The organism is Amphritea sp. HPY (assembly GCF_050870985.1).
Lineage (GTDB): Bacteria > Pseudomonadota > Gammaproteobacteria > Pseudomonadales > Balneatricaceae > Amphritea.
Window position 1 is genome coordinate 1,217,439 of sequence record NZ_CP194015.1, and the last position, 14,959, is coordinate 1,232,397.

Genomic DNA, 14,959 nt, shown 5'->3' on the forward strand with positions numbered 1-14,959 from the left:
CTGCTGCCGGGGCAGTAACCTGTGTTACTGTCCCGGCGCTGAGGGCTTGTCAGCTACCCCGAAAGGATCAGTTCTGAGTAGGTATCCACTGTGGAATCGCCAGCTCATTCTGTCTCAGGGCTGCGGTAAGAGTATTGAGCAACAGACAAGCGATGGTCATCGGGCCGACACCGCCGGGGACCGGGGTGATCGCACCGGCCACTTCACTGGCACTGGAAAACTGCACATCACCGACTAAGCGTGTTTTACCATTATCCTGTTCGATGCGGTTGATACCTACGTCAATTACAGTGGCGCCGGGTTTGATCCAGCTGCCTGTCACCATTTCAGGTCGGCCTACGGCAACAATTAGAATGTCGGCTCTGCGACACTCATCTTCCAGGTCTTTGGTACGGGAGTGGGCGGTGGTAACAGTACAGTTTTCGTTTAACAGCAAAGTGCTCATGGGTTTGCCGACTATATTTGAACGCCCCAGTACCAGCGCACGACTGCCATTCAGATCGCCTAAGTGATCTTTCAACAGCATCAGGCAGCCCAGTGGTGTGCAGGGAATAGTGCCATTGCCACCGGTTGAAAACCGGCCCACATTAACGGGATGAAAGCCGTCCACGTCTTTTTTCGGGTCGATGGCGTTGATCACGGTGTCAGCGTCTATCTGTTCCGGCAGGGGGATCTGCACCAGAATGCCATGCACGCTGTCATCGTTGTTTAACTTTTCAATTAGCGCCAGCAGCGTCTCCTGTGAGGTAGTTTCCGGTAGCTTATGGACAAAGGATGACATACCGGCTTCGATGGTTTGTTTGCCTTTGTTACGCACGTAGACCTGGCTGGCGGGGTCTTCACCAACCAGTATTACCGCCAGTCCTGGCGTAATTCCCTGTTCATGGAGCTTTGCCACTTCCTCTGCGATATCGCTACGGAGATTGGCGGCAAACGCTTTACCATCAATGATATGTGCCATCTGTGTAAGGTCTCTTATTTACTGGTGCTGGTTACTGGCTTATCTGCAAAGCCTGTTATCTGCTGTCGCTATTTTTACTTAGTCTTTATAAAAACAGGTCTGTATAAAAAAGCGGTCAAATAACGACGTAGATCAGATCTCTTATTTTCAGCTATACAGATTAGGCTTCATTAGTATTGCGGCATACTTCCGCGCGACCTGCTTTTTGCGCCTCGCGACCGGCTGTTTTGGGGGTGTCGCTTTCCAGTAACTTCGAGTCGCAACGAATGCCCGCACCAATAACGGTCTCGCCATAATCTAAACCCACATTCCGTCAGTGAAGACGGCGAAGATTGAATAACTGTTGGGGTTTGGCTGATGACTGATGTTGAAGAAATGTATGACGAAGAAGAACTTGATCTCTCGACTCTCCCCGATGATGAGCTTGTCGAACAGATGTATGACGATCTCTACAACGGCATGCGCGAAGAGGTTATGGAAGGTACTGAGATCCTGCTTGAGCGGGGCTGGACACCGGCTAAGGTTCTGAATGAAGCGCTGGTTGCCGGTATGGCCATTGTTGGTGTGGATTTCCGTGATGGAATTCTGTTCGTTCCAGAGGTGCTATCTGCCGCGGGTTCAATGAAAGGGGGGATGGAGATTCTTCGTCCGCTGCTGGCTGAAACCGGTGCTGAGTCTGTCGGCAAGATGGTAATCGGCACTGTTAAAGGTGATATCCACGATATCGGTAAGAACCTGGTGGCGATGATGATGGAAGGCGCTGGCTTTGAAGTGATCGATATCGGTATCAACATCCCGGTTGAAGATTATCTTGCCGCCCTGGAAGAACACAAACCCGACATCCTGGGTATGTCGGCGCTGCTGACCACTACCATGCCGTATATGAAAGTAGTGATCGATACCATGAAAGAGAAAGGTATTCGCGATGACTACATCGTACTGGTAGGCGGAGCGCCACTGAATGAAGAGTTTGGTGATGCAGTTGGCGCCGACGGCTACTGTCGTGATGCCGCTGTTGCTGTTGATATGGCAAAGGAGATGGTTGCTCAGCGACGGGCTGCCTGATCCGGACTGATAGCTGTAGTGAGCTCTTAAGTAAGTTCTATAGATAGTTAGCGGGGCGCCAAATATGCAGGCAGATGTAAATTCACAGCAGCAGGATCAGCCACGTCAGCGGGCCTGTAAAGTGCCGCAGTCGATCCGTGAATACTCGACCGAACGGTCGGATGCTTCTGCGGTAGTGATTACCTGTTCGGCGCTCTTGCGGGAGATCACTGCGATCTCCCGGGCTAATGGCTGGACTCATCTGCAGACACAGAGCATTAGCGCTGAGTTACATAATTTTCCGGAAAAGATTCCGGCGGCGGTTAAACAGCATATTGATGCTGCAAAAGCGAAAGGGCAGCAGGTTTTTGTTGCCTACGGTGACTGCGGTACTGGTGGATTGCTGGATGCCATGCTGGAGCAGGAAGGCATAGAAAGGATCCCCGGCGCTCACTGCTATGAGTTTTTCAGTGGCGGTGAACGTTTTAGCCGTTTTCATGAAGATGAGCTAGGTACTTTTTACCTGACTGATTTTCTGGTGCGTCATTTTGATCGTCTGGTTATCCGAGGGCTCGGGCTGGATAGAAAGCCTGAACTGGAGCCTCTTTATTTTGGTCATTATCGCAAGCTGTTGTATATCGCACAGAGCGATAATGATGACCTGAAACGTCAGGCTCAGGCGGCCGCAGATCGACTGGGGCTGGAGTTTGAATATTACGTAGGCGGTAGCGGTGATCTGGGTGCCGCACTTGAAACCTTTAACCGCAGAATCGCGGTTGAACTGAAGTAACCAGATTATCCCTATTCGTTGCAGTTTGATTCCACGGTTTTAGCGATCGTGGCGGGAGGTATATGTGTATTCCGTTCGTCTTTGGGTAGTACGCCATGCGGGTGCGTTTGAGCGTATTTACAACATGTTTGAGCCTGTTTTGGTTAAGTTGCACCCGGTGTGGAGCAAGATCGGCTATCAGCGGGCTGAGAAGCCGATGAGCAAATTTGAGCAGGCCTGCAAAGGGCTGCTATTTGATTGCAAGATGTGTGGCCAGTGTGCGCTGAGCTCTACCGGTATGTCCTGCTCTATGAACTGTCCGAAAAATCTGCGCAATGGTCCATGTGGCGGCGTACGCCTGAATGGTAATTGCGAGGTATACGCCGATCGCCGCTGTGTCTGGGTAGAAGGCTGGAAAGGAAGCCAGAAAATGAAAAATGGTGATCGAATTTTCGCGGTACAGAAGCCGGTTAATTTCAGCCAGCAGGGGAGTTCATCCTGGCTGCGGGTAGTGCGGCAGATCGCTAAGCGTAAAGAACAGTCTGGGGAGAAGTCACAGTGATTTTTCATGATGAACCAAACATCGGCGATCCGTTACCGATTCTGCCAGACCATACGTCTCCGGGTCGTCTGGAGCGGGTGTTAAGGGCCGGTCATTTTGCGGTGACTTCCGAGCTTGCGCCGCCGGATTCTGCTAATCCGGAAGATGTTTACGAGCGTGCCCGGGTGTTTGATGGTTATGTTGATGGCATGAACGCAACCGACGGTTCCGGTGCCAACTGCCATATGTCCAGCGTGGGTATGTGTGCGTTGCTGACCCGGGTTGGTTATTCCCCGGTGATGCAGATTTCCTGCCGTGATAAGAATCGTATCGCTATTCAGGGCGATGTCCTCGGCGGTGCGGCGATGGGCGTTACGAATATGCTCTGCCTGACCGGAGACGGTGTGCAGGCGGGTGATCATCCTGAGGCTAAGCCGGTATTCGACCTGGATTGTATGTCATTGCTGGAAACGGTGCGCGGCATGCGCGATAAACATGAGTTTCTCAGTGGTCGTAAGCTGACCGATCCGCCTAAGGTGTTTCTGGGAGCCGCGTCTAACCCGTTTGCGCCACCGTACGATTTTCGTCCCCATCGTATGGCGAAGAAAATCGCCGCCGGTGCGCAGTTTATCCAGACCAACTACTGCTTTGATATTCCCCGCTTTAAAGAGTTTATGGCCCGTTCGCGTGACCTTGGCTTGCTGGAGAAGGTTTTTGTCCTGCCTGGCGTAGGGCCAATGGCATCGGCCAGAACTGCCACCTGGATTCGCAACAATGTACCTGGCATCCATATTCCGGACGATGTGATTAAACGTCTGGCTGGCGCAAAAGATCAGAAAAAAGAGGGCCAGCAGATCTGTATAGACCTGATTCAGGAGCTTCGGGAGATCGAAGGCGTGAGTGGGGTGCATGTGATGGCTTATCGTCAGGAAGAGGCGGTAGCTGAAATTATTGATCGTTCGGGTGTACTGGATGGGCGTGTGCCCTGGTATCCGGGACGCGACGAAGAGTTACTCAAAGAGAGAGCATAATCATGACCGATACTATTATCAGCTCAGCCACTAAAGAAGCCATCATCGGCTTTGAGCGTCCGTTTACCATTATCGGTGAGCGTATCAACCCTACCGGACGTAAGATTCTGGCTGCTGAAATGAAAGAGGGCGATTACAGCCGTGTAGAAGCGGATGCCCGGGCACAGATCGAAGCTGGCGCTCATATTCTGGATGTGAATGCCGGTATTCCTCTGGCTGACGAACCGCGTATTCTGGCTGAAGTAATTCAACTGATTCAGGGTTTCAGTGATATCCCATTATGCATCGACTCCTCTATCGTGGCGGCGCTTGAAGCCGGTTTGGAAGTGTATCAGGGTAAAGCGCTGGTTAACTCGGTAACCGGTGAAGATGAACAGATGGAGCAGGTACTGCCGCTGGTTAAGAAATATGGCGCAGCGGTTGTCGCTATCTCTAACGATGAGACCGGTATCTCCCAGGATCCGGATGTTCGCTTTGAAGTTGCGAAGAAGATCGTCCAGCGTGCTGCGGATTATGGTATTCCAGCTTGCGACGTAGTCGTAGATCCGCTGGTAATGCCGGTAGGTGCGGTTAACACTGCCGGTGTTCAGGTGTTGAAACTGATCCATCGTCTGCGTACTGAGCTGAAAGTTAACACTACTTGTGGCGCATCTAACATCAGTTTTGGCCTGCCTAACCGGGATGGCGTTAACGGTGCTTTCCTGAGTATGGCGATCGCTGCAGGCATGACCTCTGCAATCGCTAACCCGCTGCATAAAGAAGTTATCGCCGCAACGCTGGGTGCTGACGTTATGATGGGGCGTGACCCGGATTGCATGAACTGGATTCAGCGTTTCCGTGAGGCTCCTGCAGAAGGTGCTGAAGGTGCCCGTGGTCGTCGTACCAGCGGCCGTCGTCGTCGTACTGCCTGAGGAAAAAATATGTCTGACATAGCTACAGTTGTTTTTACGCCAACCGGTCTGCGGGGTGAGTTCCCGGTAGGTACTTCTGTATTGCAGGCAGCACAGCAATTAGGTGTTGATCTGGAATCCAGTTGCGGTGGTCGCGGAGTCTGTGGCCGATGTCAGGTCATGCACAGTGTCGGGGAGTTTCCCAAACATGGGATTACCTCCCTGGCCGAACACCTGACCCCCCCCACTGAGCGGGAAGAGGGTAAGAATAACGAGGTACTCAGGCACGGACGTCGCCTGGGATGCTCAGCCCGGATCCTGGGCGATATGGTTGTTGATGTACCGTCCGACAGCCAGATACATAAACAGCATATAGTGAAAGAGGCGACCGCTGTTGAGATCGATCACGATCCGGCGGTGAAGCTATTCACTGTGCAGGTACCGCCACCGAATATGGATGAACCGCAGTCTGATCTGCGGCGGGTGCAGCAGATGTTACTCGATCAGCATCAGGTTCAGGCGATCAGTACCGATCTATCAGTGCTACAGGCATTACAGCCGGCATTAGATGGTGCTGAGCGACAACTGACCGTTGCGGTGTACCATGATACCGAAGATCAGAACCAGATAATTGCAGTATGGCCAGGTACTAAAGAGCGGGTTTATGGCTTGGCTGTAGACCTGGGCTCGACGACTGTTGCGGCACATCTGTGTGATCTGACCAGTCTTGATGTGGTTTCCAGCTCATCGGTCATGAATCCGCAAATTCGCTTTGGTGAAGACCTGATGAGTCGGGTTTCCTACGTCATGATGAATGAAGGCGGTGATCGTGAGATGACCCAGGCGGTGCGCCAGGCTTTTAATGAGATGGCAAAGGATGCTGCCGGGAAAGCCGGTATCGAGCTGGAAGATATTCTCGAGCTGACGGTAGTGTGTAATCCAATTATGCACCACTTGTTCCTGGGAATTGATCCGACGCCATTGGGGTCGGCTCCGTTTGCGCTGGCGACGGATCGTCCGGTGACTGTGCGTTCAGCTGAGCTTGAAATTCATCTGCATCCGCAGGCGCGATGCTTCGTGCTGCCATGTATTGCCGGACATATCGGTGCTGATACTGCCGGTGTTATTCTGGCGGAACGTCCGGATCAGGCTGACGAGATTACACTGATTGTCGATGTTGGTACTAACGCTGAAGTAGTGCTGGGCAATAAGGATCGGTTGCTGGCCGCGTCCAGTCCGACAGGTCCTGCTTTTGAGGGTGCGCAGATCAGCTGCGGTCAGCGAGCAGCAGCAGGTGCTATTGAACGGGTTCGCATTGATCCTGTAACACTGGAACCCCGTTTCAAAGTGATTGGCTGTGATCTCTGGTCTGATGATCCGGAATTTACAATACAGACTCGCAAGATCGGTATCAGCGGAGTTTGTGGTTCCGGCATTATTGAAGTGTTGGCGGAGTTGTTCCTGGCGGGCGTGATTGATTCCGATGGTGTGATCGATCCTGCGATGGCGGAGAAGAGTCCCCGTATCGTCCCTAATGGACGAACTTTCTCATATGTATTGTATGAGGGGGCTAAGACCCTGAGTATTACGCAAAATGATGTCCGGGCGATTCAATTGGCAAAGGCCGCATTGTATGCAGGCACGCAGTTGTTGCTTGACCATATGGGTATCAGCAAGGTTGACCGTATCTCTCTGGCAGGGGCTTTTGGCAGCCATATCGATGTTAAGTACGCAATGGTTCTGGGCCTGATTCCGGACTGTGATCTGCAGAAAGTCGGACCGGTGGGTAATGCTGCCGGTACCGGTGCTCGAATCGCACTGCTTGATCGCTCTAAGCGTAATGAAATTGAGCAGGTGCTGCGCCGGGTGGAGAAGATAGAAACCGCCACCGAGGCTAAGTTCCAGGATCATTTTGTGCAGTCGATGGCTTTTCCGCATCTTACCGATCAGTTCGTTGAACTGGCCAAAGAGGTTCAGTTGCCTGAGCGTCGTGTGGTAAATGCCGCTGGCGGTAGTCGCGGTGCTGGCCGTGGCCGGCGCCGGGTTCGACGAGCCTCATAGATAGAGTCGGCGTGCGACAGAAGCGATCTGAGAAATAAAAAACCGGGTGATGCACCCGGTTTTTTTACGTTCAGGATGAGCGGCGATGCAGTTCCATTTCTCTTGTCAGGTTACTCCCGGCCGGGTACTTTTAGTTTACGTTCATCTCGTGGTGGCAGGCCGAAGAAGTCGCGGTAGCACTTACTGAAGTGTGGTGCTGAGACAAAGCCGCAGGCCAGAGATACATCGACGACAGATTTGTCGGTTTGTAGCAGCAATCGGCGTGCGCAGTTGAGTCGCAGATCCATGTAGTAGCGGGTGGGTACGCAGTTAAGATACTTCTGGAAAAGACGTTCCAGCTGACGCCGTGAAATGCCTACCAGGTTTGACAGCTCATCGACGCTCATAGGTTCTTCGATATTAGCTTCCATCAGGGTCACTGCTTCGATCAGTTTCGGCTGGCCAGAGCCAAGGTGTAACTGTAGAGGCGTGCGTTGACGGTCATGGCGGCCACGAATTCGGTCGCACATGAACTGTTCTGAGATGTTCGCAGAGAGCTTGCCGCTGTTGGTTTCGGTTATCAGGTTCAACATCATGTCCATGGGGGCGTTGCCACCGGCACAGGTGTAACGATCCTGATCAATTTCATATAGCTCATCACTGAGCTGGAGTTTAGGGAACTCTTCGCGCATGCTGGCTATGTTTTCCCAATGCACGGTGCATTTGTAACCGTCCATCAGACCGGAGCGGGCTAGCAGATATGTGCCGGTGCACAAGCCGCCGAGCTTAACTTTCTTACGGGCCTGGTTGCACAGGTATTTTTGCAGGTCTTTTGAGAAAACGCCTGTTACGTCTACCCCGGAGCAGACGAAGATCATGTCCAGCGGAGGCGCCTCTTCGATAGAGTAGTCCGGGGCAATCATCAGGTCGTTGCTGGCGGGTACAGGAGCACCGTCCAGCGTAATTACGGGCCACTCGTAAAGTACTTCTCCCGACAGCCGGTTGGCCATTCTGAGAGGTTCGATGGCGGAAGTGACCGCAATCATCGAATATTTAGGTACTAGCAGGAACCCGAAACGCATGGGTCTGGTTTGTTGCTGCTGAGGTGTCATGTCTTCCTCATCGGAATATTATTACTGCACTCTTCCTGCACATACCTTGCTGCAGGTTTAAGCTGCAAAAACTGATAATTTCTGCATTGATGGAAGAGCTCATAATTTTTGTAATTATAGTGCGCTGGCTGCTTTTCATTTCCATTGTCTGGAAGCGAAGGTTCTCATCCGTGGGATATTGCACAGCGAACCTACCTGTCAAAAACAAGGGATCAGCCTGAGTATTATTATCGGGCCGGTTGCCTTTGGTTTTTACAGCATAGAATGTTAATAATCTTTATTATTTTTTTAGTTTTGACACCGCGAAGGTATAGCAGCCTTCGCGGTGTTTTTTCAAGTTACTATTTTATTCAAACTACTATGTTTATCAGGAGATATTTGAGTCCGGGAAAGATGCCTTTCGCTGTTCCATATAATCCAGCAATGCCTGGTCAATCGCCGGATCCAGTTCGGGCGCCTGATAGTCGGCCAGCATCTTTTTCCAATGCGCGTTGGCTCGCTCTTCCTGGGTCTTGCTACCTTCAGACTCCCATTGCTCGAAACTATTGTTGTCCGCTAAAGGAGAGCGATAGAACGCGGTTTTGAAGTTAGCCTGGGTGTGAGCGCAACCGAGGAAGTGATTACCAGGGCCTACCTCGCGGATAGCATCCAGTGCCTGGCCGTTCTCCGACAGGTCTACCCCTTTAAGCAGGGTTTCCATCATGCCGGCATTATCAGCATCCATGACGAATTTTTCGTACCCCATTACCAATCCGCCTTCCTGCCAGCCGGCAGTATGCAGTGCAAAGTTAACACCAGCCAGAGCGGTTGGAATCAGAGTACTTACCGCTTCACCAGCGGCCTGAGCATCCGGTACTTTAGCGGCGCAGAAGCCGCCACCGGAACGGAATGGTACGCCCAGCCGGCGTGCCAGATTGGCCATGATATAAAGTACCAAAGCAGGTTCCGGGGTGCCGAAGGTCGGTGCACCAGACTGCATGGAGATTGAGCTGGCGAAGCTACCCATAACCACTGGGGCACCAGGATTTACCAGTTGTATAAATGCCATACCCGCCATCGCTTCAGCCAAGGATTGCGCTGCCGTACCGGCTACAGTAACCGGTGACATAGCACCAGCCAGGATGAACGGGGTGACCACACAGGCCTGATTGGCTCGGGCATATACCTTGGCCGCCCCCAGCATAGTATCGTCGAAGGTCATTGGTGAGTTAGCGTTGATCAGGCTGGTAACGATGGTCTTTGGTTTGCCTGTTTCCGGATCGATGTAGTTATCACCGAACAGGATCTTACACATCTCTACCGTATCTTCCGCACGCTCGGGTGCTGTTACGGAGCCCATGAAGGCTTTATCGGAGTACTTCATGTGGGTGTAAAGCATGTCGAAATGACGCTTGTTAACCGGCAGGTCGACAGGTTCGCAGATGGTGCCGCCGGAGTGGTGCAGGCTAGGTGACATGTAAGCCAGCTTAACGAAGTTCTGGAAATCTTCGATGGTGGCGTAACGTCGGCCTTTGTCCATATCGTAGACGAACGGGCAGCCGTAAGCTGGAACAAAAACTGTGTTCTTGCCGCCAATGCGTACATTGCGTGCCGGGTTACGAGCGTGTTGTGTGTACTCCCGGGGAGCTGAAGCCTGGATAAGGGAACGGCACATGCCGCGCGGGAATTTTACCAGCTGGCCCTGAACGTCGGCGCCGGCATCACGCCAGATCTGTAACGCTTCTTCATCGTCACGAAATTCAATGCCGACCTCTTCGAGAATGGTTTCGGCATTTTGCTCGATCAGGCTCAGGCCGTCGTCATCAAGCACTTCGTAGTAGGGAATGTTACGGGTGATGTAAGGTACGCTGGCAACAGCTTCCTGAGATCCGGCTGAACGGCCTGCTCGGCCACGACGGCTGCGTCGTCCACGTACGGGTGCTTCTGTATCGCTCATTATCTGTGCTCCGATTTGTTCAGGTGAACCTGGGTCAGTGATGCCAATTTTTAATAAGTCGATGACCTGCTGAGGTCGCTCGATTGCCTGTTTAAGGTTTCAATCAGTATGGTTTGGCAGTAGTTGTGGAGCTGATCCATTAGCGACATTGTTCTGTTTCAAAGCGTCACTCCGAGGGAGGGATTTGTCGCATATGATCCGGTTTTGCCGTTTCTGATTATCGTTGCTGAAGCTTGTTACGGCTGCTTCTATTGCAGGACCGGATGGGTCGCAAATGAGATACTTTGGTGAGACTTGTTTTGCTAGATTTATTGTTTTTTGCTGCAGCAGTTTGCATTCAATCGCCTTCGGGCTATTTTGCTTATGCTGCTACAGAGTACCTAAGCAAGCCCAATGTAACGGCTGGGTGCGTATGTTCCTGTCAGGAGAGATCGATTTGGATTATCTACCGCTGTTCTTCAAGCTGGAAAACAGAACTGTTGTATTGGTTGGTGGCGGGCAGGTGGCGTTGCGCAAGGCCAGCTTGCTGGTGCAGGCCGGGGCCCGACTGGTGGTTATAAGCCATGCTGTTAATCCCGAACTTGCTGAGCTGGTTAATACGCATCAGGGCGAGGTAATCATCGATGATTACCATAGTAAGTTTCTTAATAGTGCTGATCTGGTTATTGCTGCAACGGACGATTATCAGCTCAACAGCAGGGTTCACTTCGATGCTGTCGAACGTCGGTTACCGGTTAGCGTGGTGAATAACCCCGCGTTGTGTAGTTTTATTTTTCCGGCAATTATTGATCGTTCTCCGGTCATTATTGGTGTCTCTTCGGGAGGGGAGTCACCGGTGCTGGCGCGTTTACTGCGGGCTAAGCTGGAAACCTGGATTCCCCAGGGCTACAGTCGCCTGGGTAAGCTGGTCGGACAGTTTCGCGAACAGGTGGCTGCCCGGTTTAGTGGCGTTAATGAACAACACAGGTTCTGGGAGAAAACCCTGCAGGGGCAGGTTGCAGAGAACGTATTTGCCGGTTGTGAAGACGCGGCAGCAAAGCTATTGCAACGGGCTCTGGATGAGTGTGATCCTGAGTATCAGCCTGCATATAAGACAGGGGAGGTCTATCTGGTCGGTGCCGGCCCGGGAGATCCCGAGTTGCTTACTTTCAAAGCATTGCGGCTGATGCAGCAGGCGGATGTCGTACTTTACGATCAGTTGGTTTCCGCTGAGGTTATGGCGCTTTGTCATACTGATGTCGAGAAGATTTATGTTGGCAAGCGCTGTGGTAATCATGCGATGTCGCAAGAGGCGATCAACGGGCTGATGGTTAAGTTTGCCCATAGCGGAAAACGGGTATTGCGCCTGAAAGGGGGCGATCCGTTTGTCTTTGGTCGCGGCGGTGAAGAGCTACAGGCCCTGAAGCAGCATGAAATTCCGTATCAGGTAGTGCCTGGTATTACTGCTGCCAGCGCTTGTTCCACGTACGCAGGAATACCGCTGACCCATCGTAACTTTGCCCAGTCGGTGACATTTGTGACCGGCCAGTTAAAAAACCGCACCAGTGATCTTAATTTTGCCCAGCTTGTACATCCTAACCAGACTGTTGTGTTCTATATGGGGTTACAGAATATGCCGTACCTGTTTCAACAGCTTATCGGTCATGGCAGGTCTGCTGATACGCCGGCGGCTATTGTTTCCCGGGGCGCAACTTCTGAGCAGAAAGTATTGACCGGGACTCTGAGTGACCTGGCTGGAAAACAGCGACAGGCACAACTGGCGGCGCCAGCACTGATTATTGTCGGAGAGGTCGTGAGTCTGCATGATGATCTGGCCTGGTTTGGCGAAGAGGTGATGTATAACCATGGTCTGGTGTTGCCGGATGAGATGGCTGAGAACGTTTCCAGAGCCTGTTAATCTATTCTTTCCTCGCAGTATTCTTCAGTCTTTTGTTTTTTTAAATGGTAAAAAAAGCCGGCTAATAAGCCGGCTTTTTTATGTTGCAGAGGAACTTATTGAACTTCGCTCTTCAGGCCTTTATATAAGCTCAGACACATGAAGATCAGTACTACAGTAAATGGCAGTCCTGTTGTGATCGCGCCAGCCTGCAGTGCGGTCAGTGCTTCAGAGCCGCCACCATACAGCAATACACCAGCAACAACACCCTGAAGCACAGCCCAGAAAATACGCTGTGGCACTGGCGCATCGACCTTACCACCGGCAGTGATTGAGTCGATTACCAGAGAGCCCGAGTCGGAAGAGGTGATAAAGAACACCAGTACGAGCACGATTGCCAGGATAGACGTCAGCTCTGTCAGAGGCAGGTTTTCCAGCATGTGGAACATCGCCAGGGATACATCACCAACACCTTTAGTCAGTTCACCAACACCGCCCTGAATCTGGTCCAGAGCGCTACCGCCAAAGGCTGCCATCCAGATCCCGGATACCAGGGTTGGAATCAGAAGCACAGCCGTCATGAATTCACGTACCGTACGGCCTTTGGAAATACGCGCGATGAACATCCCGACAAATGGAGACCAGGATACCCACCATGCCCAGTAGAACACAGTCCAGCCGGTGTAGAACTTTTCGTCGTCCCGGCCGATCCAGTTACTCAGCGGGATAATGTCACTGGCATAGCTGCTCAGTGTGCCGACGAAATTGCCAAAGAAAGCTGTGACAGAGCCTGCAACAACCACGAACAGCAGCAGTACAGCGGCGATGCACATGTTGATATTACTCAGCACTTTAACGCCACCATCCAGACCGCGTATTACGGAGAATATAGCGATTGCTGATACCGCAATGATGATACCGACCTGGGTGGAGATATTGTTATCAATGCCGAACAGGAAGTTCAGGCCGCCTGCTGCCTGGGAAGCGCCCAGACCCAGAGAGGTCGCCAGGCCAAAGATAGTAGCCAATACCGCTACGATATCGATTACGTGTCCCATTGGTCCCCAGACTCGCTCACCCAGTAGTGGGTAGAAAGCGGAGCGGATCGTTAGCGGAAGGCCTTTATTGTAGGTGAAAAATGCCAGTGCTAAAGCGACGACACCATAGATAGCCCAAGGATGCAGACCCCAATGGAACATCGTCGCGCCCATTGCGGCAGACGCGCCTTCCGGAGTATTGGCTGCTGCATTAAGCGGCGTGCCCCACCAGTCGGTATAGTAAGCTACCGGCTCAGCAACACTCCAGAACATCAGGCCGATGCCCATGCCTGCAGCAAACAGCATCGAGAACCATGACATTCTGCTGAAGTCAGGTTTGGCTGTTTTTCCGCCGAGTCTGATCTTGCCAACAGGCAAAAAAATCAGGGCGATGCAGAACAACACAAAGAGATTGCCGCCAATCATAAACAGCCAGTCAAAGGTCTCGATTGACCAGGTGCGTGCACCAACCAGCATCTCTTTGGCTTCGGTCGGAAATATAAGTGTCAGAATAACAAATGCCAGGATGGCAAATGCGCTGGTACTGAATACAGGGTTATGGATATCCATCCCCATAACCTGAATATTGTTTTGCCCGGCCTGGTAGTCGGAAGTATATTCCGAGCTGGTATCCGGGCCTGCTGCCACAGTTTGGGCGCCTTGAGCATTTTCGTACATTGAATTACTCCTGTTATTTTTATTATGAGTCAGCACTTTCCTGCGTTCCTGTCGAAGGCCAGGGGAACAGAAACGCAGAAAACAGAAAGTACTAATCTACTCATGCAACATCATAAAGAAGTGTAAACAGGCGTGATGGTTCTGATTGCGACCTGTAATGCACTGAAATCGTCGGTTAAATAAAAAAAGAAAAACAAAATAAATGAATAAATGATCGTCTTTATGACAGACAATCTGTTGTTTGATGGTTTGCTCAATCGACAAGTCTATGTAGATACTTTAACGCGTGTAATGGTAGGTCAAAGTCAATTTATGCGGGGCCTGGTGCGATGGTCCTTGTTTGAAATACATAGATCCACTGAAATCGCTTGTCAGCGACTTCTGTATCTTTCTCTTTGCTTGCTTAGCCATATCATCAGATATGGGTCTTTTGTGATTATTTGATCTATTAATTCATGAAATGATCATTTCTGAAATAATTCAAGGTCGTGCTTTGATTTCTTCTAATTGTAAAATTCCACAAACAAATCAATAATTTTCAGCTGCTATTTGAAATAATTCGATGTTGGTCCGGGTTATGCACTTACTTAATTGAAAGTGTGAGCCGGATCAGTGAGTGATGGTTTAGTTATCAAATTAGAGAACCAGGGAGTTAAAGGGAGTTAAGAGTCAGTTCCTGGAGGGTGGTCAAAATGTTACAGCAGGGTATGCCAAGAATACTAGAGAAAGAGAATGAACAGTTTTCTGGTACCGGTGGCGTCAGTGAAAATAACGCTTCAGCCTGCTTTTTGCCGGCGTTTATGGATTCAGTCAGCGGACGGGTAGAGTTGTCCCGGTTTGTTGATGGTCGGATCGCGCCCTGTCACCTGCTCGATGGATTGCCCGAAGAATGGATTACCCAGCGCGACCTTGCTGGTCGTGTCAAAGAGATAAGTGGTGCGGTTATATCGGGCTTTGTTCGCCTGGGTCGTTTCTTTACCCGGCAGGAGGCGTCAGACTTTATTGCGCGCCTTGAGAGTTAACAGCGCGCAAGCCTGGTTAATC

At 51.4% G+C, this 14,959-nt stretch carries 12 protein-coding genes; 8 read left to right on the forward strand and 4 right to left on the reverse strand.

Annotated features, from left to right (window positions below; all coding sequences use genetic code 11):
• Positions 1-67: 67 nt before the first annotated feature.
• Positions 68-961 carry a bifunctional methylenetetrahydrofolate dehydrogenase/methenyltetrahydrofolate cyclohydrolase FolD gene (folD, locus tag ACQUQM_RS05370; RefSeq protein ID WP_432473457.1) on the reverse strand — a complete coding sequence of 298 codons (894 nt, stop codon included), beginning with the start codon at positions 959-961 and terminating at the stop codon, positions 68-70.
• A gap of 357 nt (positions 962-1,318) precedes the next feature.
• Between folD and ACQUQM_RS05375 the strand changes: the two genes are divergently transcribed.
• From ACQUQM_RS05375 to ACQUQM_RS05400, 6 genes are all read left to right on the forward strand, one after another.
• On the forward strand, positions 1,319-2,026 hold the full coding sequence (locus tag ACQUQM_RS05375) for a corrinoid protein (protein ID WP_432473458.1): 708 nt from the start codon (positions 1,319-1,321) through the stop codon (positions 2,024-2,026).
• Positions 2,027-2,090: 64 nt separating this feature from the next.
• Positions 2,091-2,795: a DUF1638 domain-containing protein gene (locus ACQUQM_RS05380; RefSeq protein ID WP_432473459.1), complete on the forward strand. Its 705-nt coding sequence runs from the start codon at positions 2,091-2,093 to the stop codon at positions 2,793-2,795.
• A 64-nt stretch (positions 2,796-2,859) separates the two neighbouring features.
• Positions 2,860-3,336: a methylenetetrahydrofolate reductase C-terminal domain-containing protein gene (locus ACQUQM_RS05385; protein ID WP_432473460.1), complete on the forward strand. Its 477-nt coding sequence runs from the start codon at positions 2,860-2,862 to the stop codon at positions 3,334-3,336.
• The gene (locus ACQUQM_RS05390; RefSeq protein WP_432473461.1) at positions 3,333-4,346 is read left to right on the forward strand and encodes a methylenetetrahydrofolate reductase; all 1,014 of its coding nucleotides are present in this window, start codon (positions 3,333-3,335) and stop codon (positions 4,344-4,346) included. Before ACQUQM_RS05385 ends, ACQUQM_RS05390 begins: the two co-directional genes overlap by 4 nt.
• A 2-nt stretch (positions 4,347-4,348) precedes the next feature.
• Positions 4,349-5,257, forward strand: a complete 909-nt coding sequence (locus ACQUQM_RS05395; protein ID WP_432473462.1) for a dihydropteroate synthase — start codon at positions 4,349-4,351, stop codon at positions 5,255-5,257.
• A gap of 9 nt (positions 5,258-5,266) precedes the next feature.
• Positions 5,267-7,297, forward strand: a complete 2,031-nt coding sequence (locus ACQUQM_RS05400) for an ASKHA domain-containing protein (RefSeq protein ID WP_432473463.1) — start codon at positions 5,267-5,269, stop codon at positions 7,295-7,297.
• 110 nt (positions 7,298-7,407) lie between these two features.
• Here ACQUQM_RS05400 and ACQUQM_RS05405 read toward each other — a convergent pair whose 3' ends face one another.
• Both ACQUQM_RS05405 and ACQUQM_RS05410 read right to left on the reverse strand, forming a co-directional pair.
• Positions 7,408-8,388, reverse strand: a complete 981-nt coding sequence (locus tag ACQUQM_RS05405) for a GlxA family transcriptional regulator (protein ID WP_432473464.1) — start codon at positions 8,386-8,388, stop codon at positions 7,408-7,410.
• Positions 8,389-8,755: 367 nt separating this feature from the next.
• Complete coding sequence (locus ACQUQM_RS05410) at positions 8,756-10,324, reverse strand: trimethylamine methyltransferase family protein (protein WP_432473465.1); 1,569 nt, start codon at positions 10,322-10,324, stop codon at positions 8,756-8,758.
• A gap of 436 nt (positions 10,325-10,760) precedes the next feature.
• Here ACQUQM_RS05410 and cysG point away from each other — a divergent pair, with 436 nt between their 5' ends.
• Complete coding sequence (cysG, locus tag ACQUQM_RS05415) at positions 10,761-12,221, forward strand: siroheme synthase CysG (RefSeq protein ID WP_432473466.1); 1,461 nt, start codon at positions 10,761-10,763, stop codon at positions 12,219-12,221.
• A 95-nt stretch (positions 12,222-12,316) separates the two neighbouring features.
• Here cysG and ACQUQM_RS05420 read toward each other — a convergent pair whose 3' ends face one another.
• Positions 12,317-13,915 (reverse strand): BCCT family transporter, encoded by a 1,599-nt coding sequence (locus ACQUQM_RS05420; RefSeq protein ID WP_432473467.1) that lies wholly within the window; start codon positions 13,913-13,915, stop codon positions 12,317-12,319.
• Between the two features lie 692 nt (positions 13,916-14,607).
• On the opposite strand from ACQUQM_RS05420, the gene ACQUQM_RS05425 reads away from it, so the two are divergent.
• Entirely contained in the window at positions 14,608-14,937 is a 330-nt protein-coding gene (locus ACQUQM_RS05425; protein ID WP_432473468.1) for a hypothetical protein, read from the forward strand.
• Positions 14,938-14,959: the final 22 nt, after the last annotated feature.